This window comes from Burkholderia sp. 22PA0099 (assembly GCF_047497165.1).
In the GTDB taxonomy this organism is placed as follows: Bacteria; Pseudomonadota; Gammaproteobacteria; order Burkholderiales; family Burkholderiaceae; genus Burkholderia.
Genome location: NZ_CP163165.1, coordinates 160245 through 184323 on the forward strand (window position 1 = coordinate 160245; position 24079 = coordinate 184323).

Annotated in this window: 20 protein-coding genes; 1 reads left to right on the forward strand and 19 read right to left on the reverse strand. The window is 64.8% G+C overall.

The window, feature by feature from the left end:
• Window positions 1–438 precede the first annotated feature (438 nt).
• The gene (locus AB4851_RS15920; RefSeq protein ID WP_414450613.1) at window positions 439–2691 is read right to left on the reverse strand and encodes a primosomal protein N'; all 2253 of its coding nucleotides are present in this window, start codon (window positions 2689–2691) and stop codon (window positions 439–441) included.
• A 490-nt stretch (window positions 2692–3181) separates the two neighbouring features.
• Entirely contained in the window at window positions 3182–4276 is a 1095-nt protein-coding gene (gene hemE, locus AB4851_RS15925; protein WP_414450614.1) for a uroporphyrinogen decarboxylase, read from the reverse strand.
• Between the two features lie 147 nt (window positions 4277–4423).
• On the opposite strand from hemE, the gene AB4851_RS15930 reads away from it, so the two are divergent.
• Window positions 4424–5296 carry a transporter substrate-binding domain-containing protein gene (locus AB4851_RS15930; protein WP_414450615.1) on the forward strand — a complete coding sequence of 291 codons (873 nt, stop codon included), beginning with the start codon at window positions 4424–4426 and terminating at the stop codon, window positions 5294–5296.
• Window positions 5297–6026: 730 nt separating this feature from the next.
• On the opposite strand, the gene AB4851_RS15935 is transcribed toward AB4851_RS15930, so the two are convergent.
• From AB4851_RS15935 to AB4851_RS16015, 17 genes are all read right to left on the reverse strand, one after another.
• Window positions 6027–7850 carry an AMP-binding protein gene (locus AB4851_RS15935; protein ID WP_414450616.1) on the reverse strand — a complete coding sequence of 608 codons (1824 nt, stop codon included), beginning with the start codon at window positions 7848–7850 and terminating at the stop codon, window positions 6027–6029.
• Window positions 7851–8012: 162 nt separating this feature from the next.
• Entirely contained in the window at window positions 8013–8438 is a 426-nt protein-coding gene (locus tag AB4851_RS15940; RefSeq protein WP_206125680.1) for a F0F1 ATP synthase subunit epsilon, read from the reverse strand.
• 107 nt (window positions 8439–8545) lie between these two features.
• Window positions 8546–9940, reverse strand: coding sequence for a F0F1 ATP synthase subunit beta (gene atpD / locus AB4851_RS15945; RefSeq protein ID WP_414450617.1), 1395 nt, complete (start codon window positions 9938–9940; stop codon window positions 8546–8548).
• A 72-nt stretch (window positions 9941–10012) separates the two neighbouring features.
• Window positions 10013–10891 (reverse strand): F0F1 ATP synthase subunit gamma, encoded by an 879-nt coding sequence (atpG, locus tag AB4851_RS15950; protein WP_414450618.1) that lies wholly within the window; start codon window positions 10889–10891, stop codon window positions 10013–10015.
• A gap of 72 nt (window positions 10892–10963) precedes the next feature.
• The gene (gene atpA / locus AB4851_RS15955; protein WP_414443535.1) at window positions 10964–12505 is read right to left on the reverse strand and encodes a F0F1 ATP synthase subunit alpha; all 1542 of its coding nucleotides are present in this window, start codon (window positions 12503–12505) and stop codon (window positions 10964–10966) included.
• A 44-nt stretch (window positions 12506–12549) separates the two neighbouring features.
• Window positions 12550–13089 carry a F0F1 ATP synthase subunit delta gene (locus tag AB4851_RS15960; RefSeq protein WP_414443534.1) on the reverse strand — a complete coding sequence of 180 codons (540 nt, stop codon included), beginning with the start codon at window positions 13087–13089 and terminating at the stop codon, window positions 12550–12552.
• Window positions 13090–13091: 2 nt separating this feature from the next.
• Complete coding sequence (locus AB4851_RS15965; protein ID WP_414443533.1) at window positions 13092–13562, reverse strand: F0F1 ATP synthase subunit B; 471 nt, start codon at window positions 13560–13562, stop codon at window positions 13092–13094.
• A 130-nt stretch (window positions 13563–13692) separates the two neighbouring features.
• Window positions 13693–13962 carry a F0F1 ATP synthase subunit C gene (gene atpE / locus AB4851_RS15970; protein ID WP_013696170.1) on the reverse strand — a complete coding sequence of 90 codons (270 nt, stop codon included), beginning with the start codon at window positions 13960–13962 and terminating at the stop codon, window positions 13693–13695.
• Window positions 13963–14038: 76 nt separating this feature from the next.
• Window positions 14039–14890: a F0F1 ATP synthase subunit A gene (gene atpB / locus AB4851_RS15975; protein WP_414443532.1), complete on the reverse strand. Its 852-nt coding sequence runs from the start codon at window positions 14888–14890 to the stop codon at window positions 14039–14041.
• A gap of 152 nt (window positions 14891–15042) precedes the next feature.
• Window positions 15043–15570 (reverse strand): ATP synthase subunit I, encoded by a 528-nt coding sequence (locus tag AB4851_RS15980; RefSeq protein ID WP_414443531.1) that lies wholly within the window; start codon window positions 15568–15570, stop codon window positions 15043–15045.
• A gap of 255 nt (window positions 15571–15825) precedes the next feature.
• Window positions 15826–16956, reverse strand: coding sequence for an SLC13 family permease (locus tag AB4851_RS15985; RefSeq protein WP_414450619.1), 1131 nt, complete (start codon window positions 16954–16956; stop codon window positions 15826–15828).
• A gap of 7 nt (window positions 16957–16963) precedes the next feature.
• Window positions 16964–17851, reverse strand: coding sequence for a ParB/RepB/Spo0J family partition protein (locus AB4851_RS15990; protein ID WP_414443529.1), 888 nt, complete (start codon window positions 17849–17851; stop codon window positions 16964–16966).
• Window positions 17852–17889: 38 nt separating this feature from the next.
• Window positions 17890–18660 carry a ParA family protein gene (locus AB4851_RS15995; RefSeq protein WP_414443528.1) on the reverse strand — a complete coding sequence of 257 codons (771 nt, stop codon included), beginning with the start codon at window positions 18658–18660 and terminating at the stop codon, window positions 17890–17892.
• Window positions 18661–18716: 56 nt separating this feature from the next.
• A complete protein-coding gene (rsmG, locus tag AB4851_RS16000; RefSeq protein ID WP_414450620.1) occupies window positions 18717–19406 on the reverse strand; it encodes a 16S rRNA (guanine(527)-N(7))-methyltransferase RsmG in 690 nt (229 codons plus the stop codon).
• Window positions 19403–21373: a tRNA uridine-5-carboxymethylaminomethyl(34) synthesis enzyme MnmG gene (gene mnmG / locus AB4851_RS16005; protein ID WP_414450621.1), complete on the reverse strand. Its 1971-nt coding sequence runs from the start codon at window positions 21371–21373 to the stop codon at window positions 19403–19405. The genes rsmG and mnmG overlap by 4 nt, the downstream gene beginning before the upstream one ends.
• A 160-nt stretch (window positions 21374–21533) precedes the next feature.
• The gene (locus AB4851_RS16010) at window positions 21534–22283 is read right to left on the reverse strand and encodes an ABC transporter ATP-binding protein (protein ID WP_414450622.1); all 750 of its coding nucleotides are present in this window, start codon (window positions 22281–22283) and stop codon (window positions 21534–21536) included.
• On the reverse strand, window positions 22280–24079 hold the full coding sequence (locus tag AB4851_RS16015) for an ABC transporter permease subunit (protein ID WP_414450623.1): 1800 nt from the start codon (window positions 24077–24079) through the stop codon (window positions 22280–22282). The genes AB4851_RS16010 and AB4851_RS16015 overlap by 4 nt, the downstream gene beginning before the upstream one ends.

The window sequence follows — 24079 nt, forward strand, 5'->3', positions numbered from 1 at the left end:
CGGTTGCACCCTTACAAAATTCTTTTGAATCAATGCATTAGAGCATTGCAACCGGCTGTCGCCAAGCATTCGCCGGATCAGTACTTTCCCTTAGCCCACAAAAGTGCCACCCGCGCAATCGGGTATGCACCGGAATGGTGAAACTCGCTTGCGACGGCTTGTGTGCGTGGGGCGATGTAAGTGCCGGCTATCGCCAATCAGGCGACAGGCCTTGTGTGACAAGGCTGTGTGGCAGATGGATGAGGGATTGGACAACGCCACGACGATGAGATGCACAACCGTTCCGGCGCGCGGGCGCGATGGGAAACCGGCCAGCCGACGCGGCGGTTGCACCACTTCGAGGCATGTCGGGTGGCATCGTTTTCTTACGCCGGTGTGCCGAATCGAGTGCGCCGTCGCACCGACACGCCACGATTTCGGTTCGGCGGCGCAGTTCGGTCAGATGTCGAGCGGGTCGACCTCGACACTCCATCGCAACACGCCCTTCAATTCACGCAAGCGCGGTTGCCACGCCGCCAGCACATGTTGCAACACCGCGCGCGAGGCGCTTTCGACCAGCAGTTGCGCACGGTGCACGTTGAACACCTTGACGATCGTCATCGGCACCGCGTCGTAGGCCGTCACGCGCTCGGCGCCCGGCAGCGTCGCCAATTCGGCGGCGGCGGCCTGCAGGAACGCCAGCGCGGCGTCGATGGTACGGCCCTCGGCACGCAGCAACGCCTGATAGACGAACGGCGGCAGGTGCGCGTCGCGGCGCTCGGCCAGCGTGGCGCTCGCGAAGCCCACGTAATCGTGGCGCGACAGCGCGTGATAGAGCGCGTGGCGCGGGTAGCGCGACTGGATCAGCACCTCGCCGGGCAACCCGGCGCGGCCGGCTCGGCCGCTGACCTGCATCAGTTGCGCGAACATCCGCTCGGTGGCGCGGAAGTCGGCCGAGAACAGCGCCGTATCGGCATTGAGCACGCCGACCAGCGAGACGCGCCGGAAATCGTGGCCCTTCGCGATCATCTGCGTGCCGACCAGGATATCGATCTCGCCCGCGTGCACCTCGGAGAACAGCGCCTGGGCGCTGCCCTTGCGGCGCGTGCTGTCGGCATCGATGCGCAGGATTCGCGCACCGGGCACCGCCTCGGTCAGCGTCTCCTCGATGCGCTGCGTGCCACGGCCGAGCGGCGCGACGTCGACGTTGCCGCACTCGGGGCATGCATGCGGAATGCGCGATTCCCATCCGCAATGGTGGCAGCGCAGCGCGCGTTCGGGCTTGTGCAGCACCACGTAGGCGCTGCAGCGCGGGCAGCCGGCCACCCAGCCGCAGGCGTCGCAGGCCAATGCGGGCGCGTAGCCGCGGCGGTTCAGGAAGATCAGGCTCTGCTCGCCGCGTTCGAGGCGGCCCTTGAGCGCCGCGACCAGCGGCCCGGACAGCCCGCCGATCGAGGCGCGCCCGCGCCGCCGTTCCTCTTCGAGATCGATCAGCTTGACGGTGGGCAGCACGGCGTCGGCCACCGCGCGGCGCGACAGCGTGAGCCGCGTGTAGCGCCCCTGTTCGGCCTGCCACCAGCTTTCCAGCGACGGCGTGGCCGAGCCGAGCACCACCGGAATATCGAGCCGTTTGGCGCGCCAGACGGCAAGGTCGCGCGCCGAATAGCGCAGGCCTTCCTGCTGCTTGTAGGCCGGCTCGTGTTCCTCGTCCACCACGATCATCGCAAGCGCGGGCAGCGAGGCCAGCACCGCGAGCCGCGTGCCGAGCACGATGCGCGCGCGGCCGGTGTGGGCGGCGAGCCAGTGGCGCGCACGCTCGCCCTCGGCCAGCCCGCTGTGCAGCGTGACGATTGCGTCTGGCGGCAGCACGGCCGCGAAGCGCGCGCGAAACGCCGCCTCGAACTGCGGCGTCAGATTGATTTCAGGGACCATCACCAGCGCCTGCGCGCCCGGCCGCTGGTCGAGCAGCGCGGCGAGCGCATGCAGGTACACCTCGGTCTTGCCGCTGCCGGTCACGCCATGCAGCAGGAACGGCGCGAAGCCGCGCGCGGCGCGAATCGCATCAAGCGCGTCGGTCTGCTCGGGGTTCAGCGCCGGGGGCACAGGCGCGGACACCCGGTTATCCACTGCTTGTCCACCGGCGTCGGCCACCGAAATTTCATCGCAGGCGGCCCAGCCCGATTCGCACCAGGCGTCGAGCGTGGCCTGCGCCTTCGGATGCAGCGCGCGCAGCTCGGGCAGCGTCAGCGAGGCTTCGTCGAGCAGCGCCTGCGCGAGCCGGCGCAGCGCGGCGGCGCGCGCGGGCAGGGCGTCGGGCAGCGCCTCGCGGCCGGCCGGCAGCAGGCGGTAACGGATTTCGGGAGCGAGCAGGCGGCCCCAGCGCGAGGCATCGCGCAGCGCCTGCGGCAGCGCCGGCAGCGCAACCTCGCCGCGCCCGCGCTGGTAGTAATCGGCCGCGAACGCGACCAGATCGAGCCACGCGTCGCCCAGCGGCGGCAGTTCCGAGCACAGCTCGACCACCTCGCGCAGGCGGTTCGCGGGCACCTCAGAGTGAGTGGTGACTTCGCACACAAGCCCCACCGCCAGCCGCTTTCCGAACGGCACCTGCACCAACATGCCGACCTGCGGCGGCACCGCGCCGCGATAGCGGTAGTCGAACAGCGTCTGCAGCGGATGGTCGAGCGCAACGCGCACGTAGAGATCGCCGCTCATCGGCCGCCCGGCGTGCCTGGCGGCGCGATCGACGGCCGGCTCACGGCCGGCGGAGCGAAGTTAAAGTAAAACATCACTTTCGGCGCTAAGTTTCGGATTCTGATTAGGAATCAGCGGAAGCCGACTCGCCCTGTGGATAACTTTGTTGAGAACTCGATCTTGACTGTCCCAAACTGGCTTCCCCGCGTGCCGGACGCTGCTTTTCGAGACATCGGACCGCCTGTCGCGGAGCCTTGCCCAGCAAGGCTGCTATCCGATTTTCAACGCAATAGCATGGGCATTTTGTGGACGAGGCGCTCTACCGCGCCGCAACGAGCAAAATGTGCATAAGTCAAGTCTTGACAAGCCGGAAAGTGCCGCTTGGCGGGCACCTGCGCCCCGATTACGCTGTCGGCCACGGCCGCCGCGCGCTGCGACGCAGCATCGCAAGCGGCTGATCGAACCCTGATTGAAGCGGTACCGGCAGGGTCTGCCGGTGCCTTCCCGGCGTTCAGCCGAGCGAGCCGGCGCGCAGCGTGCGGCTATGGCGATGCACTTCGTCCACCAGTTCCGCGACGCTTTCGGGCGGCGTGAATTGCGAAATGCCGTGGCCCAGATTGAAGATGTGGCCCGGATGGTTGCCGTAGCTGTCGAGCACCGCGCGGGCTTCCATGCGGATCGTTGCCGGCGGCGCGAACAGGATGGTCGGATCGAGGTTGCCTTGCAGCGCCACCGCGCCGTTCACGCGCTCGCGTGCGCGGCCGAGATTGACCGTCCAGTCGAGGCCGACCGCATCCACGCCGGTGGCCGCGATCTCTTCGAGCCACAGGCCGCCGCCCTTGGTGAAGGTGATCACCGGGATCTGTTCACCGTCGTGGCTGCGCTTGAGCTTGGCCACCACGCGGCGGATCGGGTCGAGCGACAGGCGCTGGTAAGCGCCGTCGGCCAGCGCGCCGCCCCAGGTGTCGAAGATCATCACGGCCTGCGCGCCCGCTTCGATCTGCGCGTTCAGGTAGGCGGCCACCGCGTCGACGTTGACGTCGAGGATCTGCTTCATCAGGTCGGGCCGCGCATAGGCCATCGACTTCACGGTGCGGAAATCATCCGAACCGCCGCCTTCCACCATGTAGCAGGCGAGCGTCCACGGGCTGCCCGAGAAGCCGATCAGCGGCACGCGCTGACGGCCCTGCGCATCGGTCAGCGCGCGGCGGATCTCGCGCACGGCGTCGGTCACGTAGCCCAGCGTCGCGCCGATGTCGGGCACGGCGAGCTTGGCGACATCGGCCTCGGTGCGCACCGGGTGCGCGAATTTCGGCCCTTCGCCGGCCAGGAATTCGAGGCCGAGGCCCATCGCGTCGGGGATCGTCAGGATGTCGGAGAACAGGATCGCGGCGTCGAGCGGAAAGCGCTCGAGCGGCTGCAGCGTCACCTCGGTCGCGTATTCCGGGTTCTTCGCGAGGCCGAGGAAGCTGCCGGCACGCGCGCGCGTGGCGTTGTACTCGGGCAGGTAACGGCCGGCCTGGCGCATCAGCCAGATCGGCGTGTAGTCGGTCGGCTGGCGCCGCAGCGCGCGCAGGAAGGTATCGTTGAGCAGGTTATGAGCCACGGTATGAGCGACCAAGCGGGGGCAAACGGGCATTCTACCGGAGCCGCCCGCCCGAGGCGGCACGCCGTTATCATCGTGCCCCATACGACACCCGGCGCGCGCGGCTCGCACCGCACGCCGCCCCTCGCCGATTCCGGAGACAGATCGATGATTGCCGCCCGCCGTGCGCGCCCGCGCCGCCTTGCTTCCGTTCCCGCTTCAACGCGTCTGGCCGCCTTGGCGCTGGCCGCATGCGCCACGCTCGCCGGCGGCGTGGCCCATGCGGCGACGGACGCCGCCCCCGACGCGACGGCTCCGGTTGTTGCCGCCCCGGCCCCGGCCTCACGGCTCGACGCCGTGCTCGCGCGCGGCACGCTGCGGGTTTGCACCACGGGCGACTATCGGCCCTATACGTATTACCGCCCCGACGGCCGCTTCGAAGGCATCGATATCGATCTGGCCGAATCGCTTGCGCGCTCGCTCGGCGTGAAGGCCACGTTCGTCAAGACGAGCTGGCGCACGCTGACCGACGATTTCGTCGCGCACTGCGACATCGCGGTGGGCGGCATCTCCACCACGCTCGACCGCCAGCGCCGCGCCTTTTTCACCCAGCCCACCGTCAAGGACGGCAAGACGCCGATCGTGCGCTGCGCCGACGCCGCGCGCTTCCAGCGCGTCGAGCAGATCGACCGGCCGTCGACGCGCGTGATCGTGAACCCCGGCGGCACCAACGAGCGCTTCGCGCGCCAATACCTGACGCACGCCCAATTGACCGTCTATCCCGACAACGTGACGATCTTCCGCCAGATCCTCGACGGCCACGCCGACGTGATGGTGACTGACGCCTCCGAAACGCTGCTCCAGCAAAAGCTCAACCCCGGCCTGTGCTCGGTGCACCCGGACCAGCCGTTCCAGTTCGGCGAGAAGGCGTACATGGTGCCGCGCGGCGACGTGGTGTTTCAGCAGTACGTCGACCAATGGTTGCACCTCGCCCACGAAACCGGCGAATTCCAGGCCGCGACGGACACTTGGCTGAAGTAAGCGCGCGAGCCGCCGCCGCGCTCTGTTTCGGTTCCTTACGACCCACGGGGAAAGTAACGACGGGAGCGGCAGTCACCTCGCAACGGCTCGGCCCGACTGCCTCGCCTCGACGGCAAGATTTGCCGCTGCCTTGCAGCGTTCGCCAGCACCGGCCCCGCCCGGCCACCGCACGGCAAGGTGTCCGCCCCGGCCCGCGCGATTGCGCACCACGGCGACGCATTGGCCGATCGGCAGGATTGTTTCCCATCGAAAAACGAGGGATTATCCTTACCCATCAAATTACAAATTTGTTCAGTGCGGGAACGACTATTCGGAACCTGATGGAAAAAACAAAATAATTATGCAAAAAGATCAGTGGAAAAGGCGGTAAAAATGACCCTGCTTTTAGCCATTTGGCGGAGTAAAAAATCCCGTATCGCCTTATCTGGCGGGCGTTACAACCGGATACACTTTGTTACCGCGCAGGCCCTCTAATTCGCCCACAATGGTTCTCACGGTTTCAACACGGATGTGGTCCTTCTTGTGCAGCGTGTGAGCGGATACAAAGCACAATGAATAGATCGTCGGTTTCATACCGAATCCCTTCTTAGGGGCATCCTTGTTGGAATCGTGATCGGCACCTGCCGATTGCTTCCACCTTTGGTCTCCTCGCGCTAACCCCGTAGCGTGTGGTTTTTAGCGGGCTTATGAGCCCGCTTTTTTCGTCCATAGAAAACGCACGTACAGATTGTCACGCCGTTTTCTGCTGCGTCAGCCCCAGTTCGTCGATCATCGCTTCGCGCATCACGAACTTCTGCACCTTCCCCGTCACGGTCATCGGCAAGGCGTCCACGAAGCGCACATAGCGCGGCACCTTGTAGTGCGCGATCTGGCCGTCGCAATAGGCACGCAGTTCCGCTTCGTCCATCGTCGCGCCGGCGCGCAGCACGATCCACGCGCACACTGCCTCGCCGTATTTCGCGTCCGGCACGCCGAACACCTGTGCGCTCTGCACTTTCGGATGACGGAACAGGAATTCCTCGATCTCGCGCGGGTAGATGTTCTCGCCGCCGCGAATCAGCATGTCCTTGAGCCGTCCGACGATGTTGCAGAAGCCCGCCGCGTCGAGCGTCGCGAGGTCGCCCGTGTGCATCCAGCCATCCACGATCACCTCGCGCGTGCGTGCCTCGTCGCCCCAGTAGCCGGCCATCACCGAATAGCCGCGCGTGCACAGCTCCCCCGTTTCGCCGACCGGCACGATGGCCCCGCTCGCATCGACGATCTTCGCCTCCAGATGCGGCTGGACCCGGCCGACCGTGGTGGTGCGCTTCTCGAGCGAATCGGTGGTGGTGCTCTGGAACGACACGGGGCTGGTTTCCGTCATGCCGTAGGCGATCGTGACCTCGGCCATGTGCATCTCGGCCACCACGCGCTTCATCGTCTCGATCGGGCACGGCGAGCCGGCCATGATGCCGGTGCGCAACGAGCGCAGGTCGAAGCGACCGAATTCGGGGTGATCCAGCTCGGCGATGAACATGGTCGGCACGCCGTGCAGCGCGGTGCAGCGTTCCGCCTGCACGGCGTCGAGCGTGGCGAGCGGATCGAACGCCGCGCCGGGGAACACCATCTTCGCGCCCACCGACACGCAGGCCAGCACCGCCAGCACCATGCCGAAACAGTGATAGAGCGGCACCGGGATGCAGAGTGCGTCCTGCTCGGTCAGCCGCATCACGCCGGCGATCGAGCGGGCGTTGTTGACGATGTTCCGGTGCGTCAGCGTTGCGCCCTTCGGGCTGCCGGTGGTGCCGCTGGTGAACTGGATGTTGATCGGATCGGTATCGGCGAAACCCGCGCCCAGCACGTCGAGCCCGGCATGCTCGCGCAAGGTGCGGCCGTGCGCGATCAGATCCGCGAAGCGCAGCATGCCGGCCGGCGCCGCCTCGCTCATCGACACCACCGTGCGCAGCGCCGGCACGCGTTCGGCGCGCAGCATGCCAGGCGCGTGCGTGTCGAGCTCGGGGGCGAGCGTGCGCAGCATCAGCGTGTAGTGCGAGGTCTTGAACGATTCGGCCGCGATCAGCAATTTGCAGCCGACCTGGTTCAGCGCGTAATCGAGTTCGGCGAGCCGGTAGGCCGGATTGATGTTGACGAGGATCGCGCCGATGCGGGCCGTGGCGAATTGCGTCAGCAGCCATTCGACGCGGTTCGGCGCCCAGATGCCGACGCGCTCGCCCGGCGCGATGCCCAGCTCGATCAGCGCGGCGGCCAGCGCATCGACCTCGTCGCCGAATTCGCGCCAGCTCCAGCGCACGCCCTGCTCGCGGAACACCACGGCCGGACGGTCGGGAAAGCGCGCGATGGTGTCGGCCAGGAAGCGGCCGACGGTGGCGTGGCTCAACGCGGGCGTGGTTGCGCCACGGACGTGGGACAGGCCGTCGCGTGGGGCGATGCCGTTTTCACGGGCCTTGCCGCCCTCGCCTGCCTCATCCGGACGATCGCCGCCGTTCAGGCTGCCTGCGTTGTTTACGTCGCCTGCCGCGCCATCACCGCCCCGATCGCCTTGATTCGCCGCCATCGCTGTCTCCGACCAAGCCTTGATCGAACCATTCTGCCCTGCCTGACAGTCGGCTGACATCGGGGTTAGCGCGCCTGGCCATCGGCGGCGATGCGCGAACGCCAGACGAAAAAAGCAGCCCGAAGGCTGCTTCTTCCTGCCTGCGCGCAAGGCGCCGGCGTGTCAGTTCTTGCTGCGGATCTTCGCGAGACGCTGGATCGCTTCGAGCTGCGCCATGGCCGTCGCGAGTTCCGACTGGGCCTTGGCGAGGTCGATGTCCGACTTCGCGTTCTGCAGCGTTTCCTCTGCACGGCGCTTGGCTTCTTCCGCCTTCGCGCTGTCGAGATCCTTGCCGCGGATCGCGGTGTCGGCGAGCACGGTCACGGCACCCGGCTGCACCTCGAGGATGCCGCCGGCGACGAACACGAACTCGTCCGCGCCGCTTTCCGATTCGATGCGCACCGCACCCGGACGAATCCGGGTGATGAGCGGCGTGTGGCCCGGCAGAATGCCCAGCTCACCCGATTCGCCCGGCAGCGCGACGAACTTCGCCTGGCCCGAGAAGATCTGCTCTTCCGCGCTGACGACGTCTACTTTGATGGTTGCCATATGGACTCCTGTCGATGAAAACCGGCGCTGGCGCGCCGGCCTCCATCCCATGCTCGGCAGGTAAAACGAACCGCGGCAGGCTTGCGCCGCCGCAGCTCATCGAACCCTTACTGGATCTTCTTGGCCTTTTCGAAGGCTTCGTCGATCGTGCCGACCATGTAGAACGCCTGTTCCGGCAGGTGGTCGCACTCGCCGTCGACGATCATCTTGAAACCGCGGATCGTTTCCTTCAGCGGCACGTACTTGCCCGGCGCACCCGTGAACACTTCGGCGACGTGGAACGGCTGCGACAGGAAACGCTGGATCTTCCGTGCGCGGGCGACCGTTTGCTTGTCGTCCGGCGACAGTTCGTCCATGCCCAGAATCGCGATGATGTCGCGCAGTTCCTTGTAGCGCTGCAGCGTCATCTGAACGCGACGCGTGATCGTGTAGTGCTCTTCGCCGATCACGTTCGGGTCGATCTGGCGCGAGGTCGAGTCGAGCGGATCGACTGCCGGGTAGATACCCAGCGAGGCGATGTCACGCGACAGCACGACGGTAGCGTCCAAGTGGCCGAAGGTGGTGGCCGGCGACGGGTCGGTCAAGTCGTCCGCAGGGACGTACACGGCCTGAACGGACGTGATCGAACCCGTCTTGGTCGACGTGATGCGTTCCTGCAGCTTGCCCATTTCTTCTGCCAGCGTCGGCTGATAGCCCACGGCCGACGGCATACGGCCGAGCAGTGCCGACACTTCGGTACCGGCCAGCGTGAAACGGTAGATGTTGTCGACGAAGAACAGCACGTCGAGGCCTTCGTCACGGAAGTGCTCGGCCATCGTCAGGCCGGTCAGCGCGACGCGCAGACGGTTGCCCGGCGGCTCGTTCATCTGGCCGTAGACCAGCGCGACCTTGTCGAGAACGTTGGAGTCCTTCATTTCGTGGTAGAAGTCGTTCCCTTCACGGGTACGCTCGCCCACGCCCGCGAACACGGAGTAACCGCCGTGTTCCTTCGCGATGTTGTTGATGAGCTCCATCATGTTGACGGTCTTGCCCACGCCGGCACCACCGAACAGGCCCACCTTGCCGCCCTTTGCGAACGGGCACACCAGGTCGATGACCTTGATGCCGGTTTCGAGCAGTTCGGTCGACGGCGACAGTTCGTCGAACGCCGGTGCCTTCTGGTGGATCGAGCGCGTCTTTTCGCTCACGATCGGGCCGGCTTCATCGATCGGACGGCCGAGGACGTCCATGATGCGGCCGAGGGTCGGCTTGCCGACCGGCACCGAGATCGGCAGGCCGGTGTTCTTCACCAGCACGCCGCGGCGCAGGCCGTCGGATGCGCCCAGACAGATGGTACGAACGATGCCGTCACCCAGCTGTTGCTGGACTTCGAGCGTCAGTTCCGAACCTTCCAGAATGAGTGCGTCGTAGATCTTCGGCATGCGGTCGCGCGGGAATTCCACGTCGATAACGGCGCCGATGCACTGTACGATCTTGCCTTCTACCAAAGCAGTAGTACTCATCGCTTTTCCTTTCAATACCTGATTCTTTACTCGCGCAAGGGCGCAGTTTCGAGGCGACAGTCGCTGACTCGCTTAAACAGCGGCGGCACCGCCGACGATCTCAGACAGTTCCTTCGTGATCGCTGCCTGACGGCTCTTGTTGTACGACAGCTGAAGCTCGCTGATCACGGTCTTCGCATTGTCGGACGCAGCCTTCATCGCGACCATTCGCGCCGATTGCTCGGACGCCATGTTTTCCGCCACGGCCTGATACACGAGCGCCTCGACGTAACGCACCAGCAACTCGTCCACCACGGCCTGCGCATCCGGCTCGTAGATGTAATCCCACGAGGTCGAAGGCGTGCCGTCTTCGCCGTTCTCGAAGTGCTCGGCCGCCAGCGGCAGCAGCTGCTCGATCACCGACTCCTGCTTCATCGTGTTGATGAAGCGCGTGTAGGCGATGTACACGGCCGACAGCTTGCCTTCCGAGTACGCATCGAGCTGCACCTTCACCGCGCCGATCAGCGCGTCGAGGTGCGGCGTGTCGCCCAGATGGACGACCTGCGAGACCACCTTGCCGCCGAAGCGGTTCAGGAAGCCGAGGCCCTTGCTGCCGATGGCCGTGGCTTCGAACTTCTGGCCTTGCTTCTCGAGTTCCTTCAGCTTGCTGACCGTCGCGCGCAGCACGTTCGTGTTCAGGCCACCGCACAGACCCTTGTCGGTCGTGACGAGGATCACACCGGCCGTCTTGGCATCTTCGTTCGCCACCATGAACGGGTGGCGGTATTCCGGGTTCGCGCGGCTCATGTGCGCAGCAATCGCGCGGACCTTGTCGGCGTACGGACGGGCAGCGCGCATGCGTTCCTGCGCGCGGCGCATCTTGGATGCCGCGACCATTTCCATCGCCTTGGTGATCTTGCGCGTGTTTTGCACGCTCTTGATCTTGCCGCGAATTTCCTTCATTCCAGCCATTGCTTGCTCCTTGACCGAAGCGGGGCGTCAGCGCTTACGCGCGTCGCACCGCTTCGAGGTGTCCCTCGCGGATCAATAGGCACCCGACTTCTTGAAGGACTTCAGCGCTTCGTGCAGCGCGCCGTCATCTTCCTTCGACAAAGCCTTGTTGTCTTCGATACGCTTGATCAGGTCGGCGTGGCTGGCCTTCAGGTATTCGCGCAGGCCCTTTTCGAAGGCAAGCACGTCCTTCACTTCGACGTCGTCGAGGTAGCCGTTGTTTGCCGAGAACAGCGCGACGGACAGTTCCCAGACCTGCAGCGGCTGGTATTGCGGCTGCTTGAGCAGTTCCGTCACGCGGCGGCCGCGTTCGAGCTGCTTGCGCGTGGCGGCGTCGAGGTCCGAGGCGAACTGCGCGAACGCAGCCAGCTCACGATACTGTGCGAGGTCGGTACGGATACCGCCCGACAGCTTCTTCACGACGTTCGTTTGCGCAGCGCCACCGACTCGCGACACCGAGATACCGGCGTTGATTGCCGGACGGATGCCTGCGTTGAAGAGGTCGGTTTCCAGGAAGATCTGGCCGTCCGTGATCGAGATCACGTTGGTCGGCACGAATGCCGTGACGTCGCCTGCCTGCGTTTCGATGATCGGCAGCGCCGTCAGCGAACCCGTCTTGCCCTTCACTTCGCCGTTCGTGAACTTCTCGACGTACTCTTCCGAGACGCGAGCCGCACGCTCGAGCAGACGCGAGTGGAGATAGAACACGTCGCCAGGGTACGCTTCGCGGCCCGGCGGGCGGCGCAGCAGCAGCGAGATCTGGCGATAGGCCCAGGCTTGCTTGGTCAGATCGTCATAGATGATCAGGGCGTCTTGACCGCGATCGCGGAAGTATTCGCCCATCGTGCAACCGGCGTACGGTGCGAGGTACTGCATGGCAGCCGAATCCGAAGCCGATGCCGACACGACGATCGTGTACTCCATCGCGCCCGTTTCTTCGAGCTTGCGCACCACGTTCATGATCGACGAGGCCTTCTGGCCGATCGCGACGTAGATACAGACGAGATCCTTGCCCTTCTGGTTGATGATCGTGTCGATCGCGACGGCGGTCTTGCCCGTCTGGCGGTCGCCGATGATCAGCTCACGCTGGCCGCGGCCGATCGGCACCATCGCGTCGATCGACTTGATGCCGGTTTGCACCGGCTGCGACACGCCGTGACGCCAGATCACGCCCGGGGCGATCTTTTCGATCGCGTCGGTCGCCTTGGCGTTGACGGGGCCCTTGCCGTCGATCGGGTTGCCGAGCGCATCGACCACGCGGCCGATGAGTTCCGGACCGACCGGCACTTCCAGGATGCGCCCCGTCGTCTTGACGATGTTGCCTTCGCTGATGTGGCCGTAGTCACCCAGAATCACGGCGCCGACCGAGTCGCGCTCGAGGTTCAGCGCGAGGCCGAACGTGTTGCCCGGAAATTCGAGCATTTCGCCTTGCATCACGTCCGACAGGCCGTGGATGCGCACGATGCCGTCCGTCACGGAGATCACGGTGCCTTGATTGCGAACGTCGACGTTCGCTTCCAGGCCCTGGATCCGGCTCTTGATCAGCTCGCTGATCTCAGAGGGATTGAGTTGCATATTCGCTCCTGATGTTCAATTCTGTTGCGTGCCGGCTGCGGCGCTCAAGCGGTCAATGCGGCTTGCATGCTCGCGAGCCGCGCGCGGACCGAGGTATCGAGCACTTCGTCACCCACCGTCACGCGCACACCGCCGATCAGCGACGCGTCGATTTCAACCGTGGCTTTCAGCGTGCGACCGAACTTCCGTTCGAGGCTTGCGACCAGCTCGGCGAGCTGCGCGCCTTCGAGCGGGAACGCGCTGACGATGGTCACGTCCGCCGCGCCGTCACGCGCGTTCTTCAGTGCGTCGAATTGCTCCGCGATTTCAGGCAGCAGCACGATGCGATGATTGTCGACCAGCATCCGCACGAAGTTCTTCGCTTCCGCACTGCCGGCGAGCGGCGACTTCACCGCGGCGAGCAGCAGTTCGGCGACCTGTGCGCGCCCGACCTTCGGGTTCGACGCGACAGACAGCACTTCGGGCAGTTGCGCAACCTGGGCCAGCTCTCCTGCGAGCGTGGACCAGGCGGCGACGTCACCAGCCTCGGCCACGCGAAACAGCGCTTCTGCGTAAGGGCGGGCAATGGTTGCAAATTCGGCCATGATCAGAGCTCGGCTTTCAGTTGAGTCAGCAGTTCGGCGTGGGCCGCCTGATCGACTTCGCGCTTCAGGATCTGTTCGGCGCCCTTGACCGCCAGCGTCGCGACATCCGCGCGCAGCAGTTCACGAGCCTTCACGATTTGCTGTGCGGCATCGGCTTTCGCCTGGGCAACGATGCGAGCGGCTTCCGCCTGCGCATTCGTCTTGATTTCTTCGGCAACGGCGAGCGCGCGCTTTTCAGCGTCGGCGATTCGCTGCTGGCCGTCGGTGCGAGCCTGCGCGAGTTCCTGGTCCGCGGCCTTGTGTGCCGCTTCGAGTTCCGCCTTGCCCTTTTCCGCGGCGGCCAGGCCGTCGGCGATCTTCTTCGCGCGTTCGTCGAGTGCGTTGATCAGCGGCGGCCACACGAACTTCATCGTGAACCACGCGAGGATCAGGAACACGACCATTTGCGCAAACAGGGTTGCGTTGAGATTCACGGTGTTTCCTTAGTCTGCTATCCGGGAAAATGAAACGGTGAGGCGCTCATCGAGTTGCATCCGATCAGCGCCCGGGATCTCCGTTCCGCCCTGCGCCCGCTATGTGCAAGCGCAAAATTTCCGGTGAACCTTAGCCTGCGAGCTTCGACAGGAGCGGGTTCGCGAATGCGAACAGCATTGCCACACCAACACCGATCAGGAATGCAGCGTCGATCAGGCCGGCCAGCAGGAACATCTTCGTTTGCAGCGGGTTGATCAGTTCCGGCTGACGTGCGCAGGCTTCGATGTACTTGCCGCCCATCAGGCCGATACCGATACAGGCGCCGACGGCACCCAGGCCGATGATGATGCCGATACCGATTGCGGTCAGACCCTGAATGTTGGCGATGAAAGCTTGCATGATCACTCCTATTTGAAAAGACTTGGAACTAGAGATTTAAAAAACCGAAAAACGAAACTGCCTGCCCGTCACGCACTCAGTGCGTTTCGTGCGCCTGGCCGAGATACACCAGCGTCAGCATCATGAAGATGAATGCCTGCAACAGAACAATCAGGATGTGGAAGATTGCCCAGACGCTGCCCGCGATCACATGGCCGACGAAACCAAGAACCGTTGCATCGCCGCCGAAGCTCCAGATACTGCCCAGCAGCGCGATCAGCAGGAACACCAGCTCACCTGCGTACATGTTGCCGAACAGCCGCATGCCGAGCGAAACGGTCTTGGCGATGTATTCGACGATGTTCAACGCGAGGTTGGGGATCCACAGCGCCCAATGCGCGCCGAACGGTGCCGACACCAGCTCGTGGGCAAAACCGCCGACGCCCTTGATCTTGATGCTGTAGTAGATCATCAGGACGAACACGCCCAGCGCGATGCCGAGGGTGCCGTTCAGGTCCGCGGTCGGGACGATGCGGTGATAGGAGATCACGCCGGACAAGCCGAGCAAGTTGATCACGCGGCCCGGCAGGTCGACCGGCAGGAAGTCGAGGGAGTTCATCAGCAGCACCCAGACGAACACCGTCAGCGCGAGCGGCGCGATGAACGTGCGGTTGCCGCGAACCACGGCCTTCGATTGGTCTTCGACCATTTCGACGACCATTTCGATCAGGCACTGGAAACGGCCCGGTACGCCCGGCGTTGCCTTGCGTGCTGCGAGACGCAACACGAGGATGGTCACGAGGCCACACACGATCGACCAGAACAGCGTGTCGAGATTCCATACGTGGAAATCGACGATCGACGTCTGATGCGCGGTGGAGAAGTTCTGCAAGTGGTGCGCAATGTACTCGGACGGATCCAGAGCGTGCGTGCCTTCGCTAGCTGCCATAGTCGTTAATGCACCCAAATTGTCGAAAATCGTTGTTTTACGTATTACCGCAAAGATTTATTGCGGGAACACGAGAGCGCAACTTCCGGTCAGACCTGCGATACTTGCTTATGCTGCATCGCAACGTGTGTTCCGGTTTGCCGCAAAATGCCTTACCGCCAGGCGAGCGCGAGCCAGTATGTCTTCAGCGCAACGAGGTAGGTGACGAGAAGCGGCACCCAGTGCACGTCCGGAAACCGGACCGCCACCGCGGTGAACATCGCGATCGTCAACCCCAGCTTCAGCGCCTCGCCGAACATCCAGCCCATCACCGTGTTCGCGCCGCCGAACCGCAGTCTCGCTGCGAACACCGCACTCGGTACCCAGCCAATCGCTCCGCCCAGCAATGCCGATTGCGCAGCAGCACCCGGCGACTTTGAAAACAGCCACCACGCCAGCGTTGCAACCAGGGACAAGACCATTTGCGCGATCACCACCCGAAACGGGGTGACACGCGATGGCCGACTCACATCCGGACCGAACAGCGCTTGCGCCTCGGCCCGTGTGAGCGGAACGATAGTGTTATCTTGCTGCTCGACATCCCACTCGTCTGCCCGTGGGACGCCGTGCTGCTGCCCGGCAGCGACATGCTGCGCGTGGGGATGTTCGTCGTGCCTGTTGTTCGGCGCCTGACTCGCCATCGCCATCTTCCGCAAAATCGCCGTAAGCCTTCAGCTTTCCACAAGCTTTCAGGGCTACCGTGCTAACAAATCCCGGCGATTGTAAGCGATAGCCGCACGCGATTCAAGGTTTTGGACGCGACAAAAACACGATGAAAACGACATGCGACGCACGGAAAATCGCGTCATTTTCTGACGTCTGATAACAGTTGAAAGAAAAAGCCCGCAGCCGGCTTTCCGCGCAATGTCGGCCGCCCGGATCGACCGCGGCTTATCTCAGACGAGATGCAGCCACAACGCGCCAAGCGCGTACGCGATCAAGCCGAACGGCACGCAGACCAGATGAAACGGCCCCCAGATGCCGGGCGTTTTCGCGAGCCGCACCGCGATCAGGTTGGCGAGCGAGCCGATCGCAAAGCCAAACCCCCCCACGCTGACGCCGAACGCGAGCGCGCGCCAGTTGCCGCCGAACTCCGAAAGCAGGATCGCGGCCGGCACGTTGCTGATGCCCTGCGACAGCACGGCGCCCGCTGTATAAAGGCGCAGCGGGGCATCGAGCCCGAGTTGCGCGACCGCGCCGTGCACGGCCGGCAGCGCCGCCGCGCCGCGCAGCACCACGAACATCAGCACGAAAATCAGCAGCAGCAGCCAGTCGATCCGCAGCACGGCGTCGCGCCGGGTCGCGGCCAGCACCAGCGCCACCGCGATCACGCCGGGCACCGCGAAGTGCAAATCGGCCGCCACCACGAACGCCGCGAACAGCACCGCGGCCGTCAGCGCGAGCGGCCGGCGCACCGGATTCGGCTCGCTGTCGCCCGAAAAATCGAGCGGTTTGGCGCGGAACAGGCACGCGGCCAGCACCAGCAGCATGGCCATCGTAATCAACGCGAGCGGTGCCAACTCGATCACGAAGCGACCAAATGACGCACCACTGCGCTGCCAGAGAAACAGGTTCTGCGGGTTGCCGAGCGGCGTCGCGATCGAGCCGGCGTTCACGGCGATCGCCAGGCAGATCACGAGGCGCTTGATCGGCAGCGGTGTGAGCCGCTGCAGCGACACCACCAGCGGCACGGCGACGAATAGCGCCACGTCGTTGGTCAGCCAAGTGGCGAGCACGGCGGCGAACACGATCAGCAGGATCGCGAGCGAACGCTCGGTGCGCACGCGATGCACGATCCGATGCGCGAGCCACATCAGGAAGCCCGACAGTTCGAGCGCCTTGGTCACCATCAACAGGCCGGCGAGCGTCGCGACCGTCTGCCAGTCGACCAGGCCAGCGAGCGCAGCCAGCGGCTGCGGCCGCGCGATCTGCAGGATCACCAGCGCGACGACGAGGATGGACAGCACCGGCTCGCTCGCGACGAACGCGAGCCATTTGCGCGGGGCCGCCCCGCTCACCTGATTCATCGGCACCTCAGGCGGCGATATTGCCGCGCAGGCGCAACAGGATGCCTTCGAGCGCGTCGAGATCACCGAAGTCGATCGTCAATTGCCCGCGGCCACGGCGGCCCAGCTTGATCTTGACGTTCGAGGCGAGCATGTCGGACAGCTCCTCCTCGAGCCGGCGCGTATCGCGGCCGCCATCTTCCTTCGACTTGGCCTTCAGCGTCGGCGCTTCCTTGGTGGTGTGCGCAACGAGTTTCTCGGTTTCGCGCACCGACAGGCGGCGGTTGACGACCTGATGCGCCAGCGTGATCTGCGTGGCGGCATCGACGGCCAGCAACGCGCGCGCATGGCCCATGTCGAGGTCGCCGGCGAGCAGCATGGTCTGCACCGGCGTGGCCAGGTTCAGCAGGCGCAGCAGGTTCGACACGGCACTGCGCGAGCGGCCCACCGATTCGGCGGCCTGCTCGTGCGTGAAGTCGAATTCGTCGAGCAGACGCTGGATGCCATGCGCCTCTTCGAGCGGATTCAGATCCTCGCGCTGAATGTTCTCGATCAACGCCATGGCCGCCGCGGCCTGGTCGCTCACATCCTTGATCAGTACCGGCACTTCCTTCAGGCCGGCCAGACGCGAGGCGCGGAAACGCCGCTCGCCCGCGATGATCTCGAAGCGGTCGACGCCGACCGGACGCACCAGGATCGGCTGCATCACGCCCTGCGCGCGAATGCTCGACGCCAGCTCCTGCAGCGCGCCCTCGTCCATCCGCGTGCGCGGCTGGTATTTGCCGGCCTGCAATTTGTCGAGCGGAAGCGTATTGGGCGCCCCCTCGATCTTCACGGCTTCGGTGATGTCGGCGCTGCCGCCGAGCAAGGCTTCGAGCCCGCGTCCCAGACCTTTCTTCTTTGCTACCGCATTCATCGACTTTCCCTCGTTCGATAGTCCGCTGGAACGACGCGTCAAAGCGCCTGCACTCGTTCGATCATCTCGGCGCCGAATTGCAGATACGCCTGCGCGCCACGCGATGCGCGATCGAACACCACGCCCGGCAGCCCGTAGCTGGGCGCCTCGGCGAGGCGCACGTTGCGCGGGATCACCGTATCGAACACCTTGTCGCCGAAGTGCGCCTTCAACTGGTCCGACACCTGCTGCTGCAACGTGATGCGCGGGTCGAACATCACGCGCAGCAGACCGATCACCTTCAGCTCGCGATTCAGGTTCGCGTGGATCTGCTTGATGGTGTTGACCAGATCGGACAGGCCTTCGAGCGCGAAGTATTCGCACTGCATCGGGATCACCACGCCGTGCGCCGCGCACAGGCCGTTCAGCGTCAACAGCGACAACGCCGGCGGACAATCGATCAGCACGAAATCGTATTGATCCTCGATCTTCTCGATCGCGGCCTTCAGTTGACGTTCGCGGTTCTCGACGCCGACCAGCTCGATTTCCGCACCGGCCAGCTCACGGTTGGCCGGCAGCACGTCGTAGTCGAGCGACTCGGGGCGCACGCGCGCCTGCTCGATCGACACACCATCGACGAGCACTTCATAGACGGTCGATTCGCACGTCGCCTTGTCGATACCGCTACCCATGGTGGCATTGCCCTGCGGGTCCAGGTCGATCAGCAGGACACGCTGTTGCTGGGCTGCGAGGCTCGCGGCGAGATTGACCGTCGTGGTCGTCTTGCCGACCCCACCCTTCTGGTTGGCCACACAGAAGATTTTTGCCATCGTTGGTTTGTCCCTCAATCAAAACATCGGATGCGGCGTAGCGCACCCTTCATCATTCAATGTGCTTCGGCAACGCCGACTTCGATCAGATGTCGCTCGGCATCGAGCGCCGGCACCGCAAGCCGGAAAATCTGGCGGACTTGCGCGCCTTCAGGGAGGCGAGCCATTTCATCGTCCGGCTGGACGCCCTTCATGGCCCAGATCGCTCCGCCCGGCGCCACCAGGTGCCGCGCGAGCACGACGAAATCCGACAGATCGGCAAACGCGCGGGACACGATCACGTCGAATTGGCCCGGCACTTCATGGCCGGGGCGCAGCGTCTCGACGCGGCCGGTGACCACCGACAGGTTCGCGAGCTTCAGCTCGGCCTTGGCCTGCGTCTGGAATGCGGACTTCTTGTGGACGATATCGTTGAGCGTGACCTGCCAGTGCGGGAACACGATGGCCAGCACGATGCCGGGCAGGCCACCGCCCGAACCGACGTCGAGCGCCGTCCTCGCCTTCAGCTCGCGCAGATGCGGCACGATCGACAGCGAATCGAGGATGTGCTGAATCATCATCTGCCGCGGGTCGCGAATCGCGGTCAGGTTGTAGACCGCGTTCCACTTGCCGAGCAGTGCGACATAGTCGAGCAACTTCGTCACCTGTGCCTCGTCGAGCGCGATATCGAGTGAGGCAAGCCCTTCGGTCAGCAGCGCATGAAGCGTATCGCGGGAGCCCCCCGCCATCGGGTTACGCCCCGTCATTGCTGCGTCGGGACGTTGTTGCCCCCTGCTTCACCGGGCGTCAAGCCGGCTGCCGTACCGCGACGGCCGAGGCCGCGCTTCAGATGCACCATCAACAGCGAGATCGCAGCCGGCGTAATGCCGGAGATCCGCGATGCCTGGCCAACCGTTTCGGGGCGATGCTGCTCCAGCTTCTGACGCGCTTCGAACGACAGGCCGCGCACTTCCGCGTAATCGATGCCTTCCGGCAGGCGCGTGTTCTCATGCGCCCCGTTGCGCTCGATCTCGCCGGCCTGACGCTCGATATAGCCCTGGTACTTGATGCCGATCTCGATCTGCTCCTCGATCTGGGCGAGCAGCACCGGATCGTCGGCCAGGGCCTCGGTCGGTCCGCATTCACCACCGCGCAGCCCGCACACGCCGGCATAGCTGATACCCGGGCGGCGCAGCAATTCGGCGAGGCTGTATTCGTGATCGATGGCCTTGCCGAGCAACGCTTCCGCTTCATCGGCCGGCAACGTCTTCGGTGTCACCCAGGTCTTGCGCAGGCGTTCTGTTTCACGTGAAACAGCATCGCGCTTGCGGCAGAACGCATCCCAGCGCGCGTCGTCGATCACACCCAGTTCGCGGCCCATTTCGGTCAGGCGCATGTCGGCGTTGTCTTCACGCAGGCTCAGGCGGTATTCGGCGCGGCTCGTGAACATCCGGTACGGCTCGGATACACCTTGCGTGACCAGATCGTCGACCAGCACTCCAAGGTAAGCCTGATCGCGACGCGGGCACCACGCGTCCTTGTCCTGTGCGTAGCGGCCAGCATTGATGCCGGCCAGCAGACCTTGCGCAGCCGCTTCCTCATAGCCGGTCGTGCCGTTGATCTGGCCCGCAAAGAACAGCCCTTCAATGACCTTGGTTTCCAGCGACGCCTTCAGGCCGCGCGGATCGAAGTAGTCGTACTCGATCGCATAGCCGGGGCGCAGGATATGCGCGTGCTCCAGCCCGCGCATGGAGTGCACGAGGTCGAGCTGCACGTCGAACGGCAGGCTGGTGGAGATCCCGTTCGGGTAGAACTCGTTGGTGGTCAGCCCTTCCGGTTCCAGGAAGATCTGGTGCGAATCCTTCGAGGCGAAACGGTGGATCTTGTCTTCGATCGACGGGCAATAGCGCGGGCCGACGCCGGCGATCACGCCCGTGTACATCGGCGAGCGGTCGAGGCCGCTGCGGATGATGTCGTGCGTGCGCTCATTGGTATGCGTGACCCAGCATGGCATCTGGCGCGGATGCATCTCGGCGCGGCCGAGGAACGAGAACACCGGCACCGGATCGAGATCGCCGGGTTGCTCTTCGAGCTTCGAGAAGTCGATCGAGCGGCCGTCGATACGCGGCGGCGTTCCGGTCTTGAGGCGGCCTTGCGGCAGCTTCAATTCCTTGAGGCGCGACGACAGCGTGACCGCCGCCGGGTCCCCTGCCCGCCCACCGGTGTGGTTGTTCAGGCCGACGTGGATCTTGCCGTCCAGGAACGTGCCCGCCGTCAGCACCACGGCGCGTGCGCGGAAGCGGATGCCGATCTGCGTCACGGCGCCCACCACGCGCTCGCCCTCGACGATCAAATCGTCAACGGCTTGCTGGAACAGCCAAAGGTTCGGCTGGTTTTCGAGGCGGCTGCGGATCGCCTGCTTGTAGAGCAGACGGTCGGCCTGTGCACGCGTGGCACGCACGGCCGGGCCTTTCGAGGAGTTCAGGATTCGGAACTGGATGCCGGATTCATCCGTGGCGATGGCCATGGCACCGCCCAGCGCATCGACTTCCTTGACCAGATGGCCCTTGCCGATCCCGCCAATCGACGGGTTGCAGCTCATCTGTCCGAGCGTCTCGATGTTGTGCGTCAGCAGCAGCGTTTTCACGCCCATACGCGCGGACGCCAAAGCGGCTTCCGTACCGGCATGACCGCCGCCAACGACGATCACGTCAAATTCAGTGGGATAAAGCATTGCGGATTTCGCGTCAGAACGATCGCGAACCTAGAGAGAAGTATGGGGCGGATTATAGCGGGTTCGCTTTTGGCCCGAATATCGTCCGAACGGACGAGGCTCAAAAATCGCTGTGTTTCACGTGAAACACGCCGCATTTTTCCAACAGGGCGGCCACCGATCAGCCCGGTTTTCGGGCCAACCCGAGATAGCTGTCGATGACGCGGGGATTCTGCGCCAAGTCGGAAGCCGGCCCGTCGAGCACGAATTCGCCGGTTTCGAGCACATAACCGTGATCGGAAATCTGCAGCGCCGCCCGTGCGTTTTGCTCGATCAGAAGAATGGCGACGCCTGTGCCGCGCAGTGCGCTGACGATGTGGAAGATCTCCTTGATTATCAACGGCGCCAAGCCAAGGCTCGGCTCGTCGAGCATCAACAGATCGGGCTTGCCCATCAGCGCGCGGCCCAGCGCAAGCATCTGCCGTTCGCCGCCGGATAGCGTGCCGGCCGCCTGCCTGCGTCGCTCCTTCAGGCGCGGGAACAGCGCGAACACGGGGTCAAGTTGATCGAGATAACGCGCCTCGCCCGCCTGCTTGCGGCGATATGCGCCCAGTACGAGGTTGTCCTCAACCGTCATCGAGCCGAACAGCTCGCGCTTTTCAGGCACCAGACACATGCCGCGCGCGACGCGCTGCTCGACGGGCAATGTCTCCACCGCTTCGCCGCAATAACGCACCGCACCGCTCGCCCGCCCGGTGGCCGGCAACGCGCCCATGATCGCGTTCAGCAGCGTCGACTTCCCTGCCCCGTTCGGGCCAATCACGCTGACGATCTGCCCCGCCGCGACGCGAATCGACGCGCCGTGCAGCGCCTCGACCTTGCCGTACCGCACCGAGAGGCCGTCGACTTCGAGGATCGCGGTCGCCATCATTCCACTCCACCGAGATACGCTTCGAGCACTGCAGGATCGCTCCGGACTTCGTCGGGCACGCCTTCCGCGATGCGCGTGCCGAACTCCATGACGACGAGCCGATCGGCCAGATTCATCACGAAATCCATGTCGTGCTCGACCAGCAGCACGCTGATGCCCTCGTCGCGCAACCGGCGCAGCAGTTCGGCCAGCTGCTGTTTCTCCTGGTAACGCAGCCCGGCGGCCGGTTCGTCGAGCAGCAGCAGCGTCGGATCGCAGCACAGCGCGCGAGCAATTTCGACGATCCGCTGCTGCCCCAGCGCCAGGCTGCCCGCCTCCTCGTCCATCTGCGCGCCGAGCCCGACTCGCCGCAATTGCGTAGCCGCCTCGGCCAGCAGGCGTGCTTCCTCATGCGCGTTGAGCCGCGCGATGCTGCGCCAGACCCCGGCCGAGCCACGCAGGTGCGCGCCGATCGCGACGTTCTCCAGCACCGTCATGCTTGGCAGCAGCTTCACATGCTGGAAGGTGCGGCCGATCCCGCGCCGCACGATTTCACGTGAAACCATCGAATCGATCCGCTCACCACGGAAGCGAATCGTGCCGCCTGTCGCGCGCGAGACGCCCGTGACCAGGTTGAACGTCGTGGATTTGCCCGCGCCGTTCGGGCCGATCAGGCCGACGATCTGTCCCGCTTTGACCTCGAAACTGATGTCGTTGACGGCGACCAGGCCGCCGAACGTCTTGCGTATCCGCTCCACTTCGAGCAGCGGCTCGCCGAGCGCAGGCTGCGCGCGACGCGGCAACGGTTCGGCCGATTCCAGCGCCCTCGCCCGTTGGCCGCGCGACGGCAACCAACCGGCCCAGCACCGCACGAGAAACGGCCATGCGCCATCGCGCGTCGTCTGCAACAGCACCACCATCAGCACGCCGAACACGATGATCTCGAAGTTGCCGTCCTGGCCGAGCAGCCTGGGCAGCAGCGATTGCAGCCAGTCCTGAAGCACGGTGAGGATGGCCGCGCCGAGCAACGCGCCCCAGACATGCGCGGCACCGCCCACCACGGCCATGAACAGGAACTCGATGCCATGGTTCAGCCCGAACGGGGTCGGATTCACGGAGCGCTGCAAGTGCGCGTAGAGGAAACCCGACACGGCCGCCAGCACGGCCGCGTAGACGAAGATCGTCACGCGCATCCAGGCGGTATTTACGCCCATCGCCTCGGCCATCGCGGCACCGCCGCGCAGCGCGCGGATCGCCCGGCCGGGCCGGCTGTCCAGCAGATTGCGCACCGACACCACGGCCGCCAGCACCACGAGCCAGATCAGGTAATAGAAGCTGCGTCCGGTGTCGAACGTGAGGCCCGGCACGTGCAGCGCCGGAATGCCGTTGATGCCGTCGTACTTGCCGAGCCACGCCAGGTTGCCGAACAGGTAGAACAGCGCGAGGCCCCAGGCGATCGTGCCGAGCGGCAGGAAATGGCCCGACAGCCGCATCGTCACGGCGCCGAGCACCAGTGCGATAAGTGCCGTCAACACCACCCCGGCGGCCAAACCGAGCCACGGCGAGAGGCCGCAGGCGGTGCTCAGATAGGCCGTGGCATACGCACCGATGCCGACGAACGCGGCCTGCCCGAAGCTTGTCATGCCGCCGATGCCGGTCAGCAGCACGAGGCCGATCGCGACGATCGCATCGAGGCCGATGGTGTTCAGCAGCGTGATCCAGAACTCGGGAATCCGCAGCGCCCCGGGCAGCACCGGCAACGCGAACAGCACGAGCACGAACGCCACGAACAGGCGATGGCGATGCAGCGTCTTCAT

Bases quoted from the DNA above. Each gene is read 5' to 3' on its own strand.
- AB4851_RS15920 (WP_414450613.1), bottom strand. From the start codon at position 2,691: ATGAGCGGCGATCTCTACGTGCGCGTTGCGCTCGACCATCCGCTGCAG.
- AB4851_RS15930 (WP_414450615.1), top strand. From the start codon at position 4,424: ATGATTGCCGCCCGCCGTGCGCGCCCGCGCCGCCTTGCTTCCGTTCCC.
- AB4851_RS15935 (WP_414450616.1), bottom strand. From the start codon at position 7,850: ATGGCGGCGAATCAAGGCGATCGGGGCGGTGATGGCGCGGCAGGCGAC.
- AB4851_RS15940 (WP_206125680.1), bottom strand. From the start codon at position 8,438: ATGGCAACCATCAAAGTAGACGTCGTCAGCGCGGAAGAGCAGATCTTC.
- atpD (WP_414450617.1), bottom strand. From the start codon at position 9,940: ATGAGTACTACTGCTTTGGTAGAAGGCAAGATCGTACAGTGCATCGGC.
- atpG (WP_414450618.1), bottom strand. From the start codon at position 10,891: ATGGCTGGAATGAAGGAAATTCGCGGCAAGATCAAGAGCGTGCAAAAC.
- atpA (WP_414443535.1), bottom strand. From the start codon at position 12,505: ATGCAACTCAATCCCTCTGAGATCAGCGAGCTGATCAAGAGCCGGATC.
- AB4851_RS15960 (WP_414443534.1), bottom strand. From the start codon at position 13,089: ATGGCCGAATTTGCAACCATTGCCCGCCCTTACGCAGAAGCGCTGTTT.
- atpE (WP_013696170.1), bottom strand. From the start codon at position 13,962: ATGCAAGCTTTCATCGCCAACATTCAGGGTCTGACCGCAATCGGTATC.
- atpB (WP_414443532.1), bottom strand. From the start codon at position 14,890: ATGGCAGCTAGCGAAGGCACGCACGCTCTGGATCCGTCCGAGTACATT.
- AB4851_RS15980 (WP_414443531.1), bottom strand. From the start codon at position 15,570: ATGGCGAGTCAGGCGCCGAACAACAGGCACGACGAACATCCCCACGCG.
- AB4851_RS15985 (WP_414450619.1), bottom strand. From the start codon at position 16,956: ATGAATCAGGTGAGCGGGGCGGCCCCGCGCAAATGGCTCGCGTTCGTC.
- AB4851_RS15990 (WP_414443529.1), bottom strand. From the start codon at position 17,851: ATGAATGCGGTAGCAAAGAAGAAAGGTCTGGGACGCGGGCTCGAAGCC.
- AB4851_RS15995 (WP_414443528.1), bottom strand. From the start codon at position 18,660: ATGGCAAAAATCTTCTGTGTGGCCAACCAGAAGGGTGGGGTCGGCAAG.
- rsmG (WP_414450620.1), bottom strand. From the start codon at position 19,406: ATGACGGGGCGTAACCCGATGGCGGGGGGCTCCCGCGATACGCTTCAT.
- mnmG (WP_414450621.1), bottom strand. From the start codon at position 21,373: ATGCTTTATCCCACTGAATTTGACGTGATCGTCGTTGGCGGCGGTCAT.
- AB4851_RS16010 (WP_414450622.1), bottom strand. From the start codon at position 22,283: ATGATGGCGACCGCGATCCTCGAAGTCGACGGCCTCTCGGTGCGGTAC.
- AB4851_RS16015 (WP_414450623.1), bottom strand. From the start codon at position 24,079: ATGAAGACGCTGCATCGCCATCGCCTGTTCGTGGCGTTCGTGCTCGTG.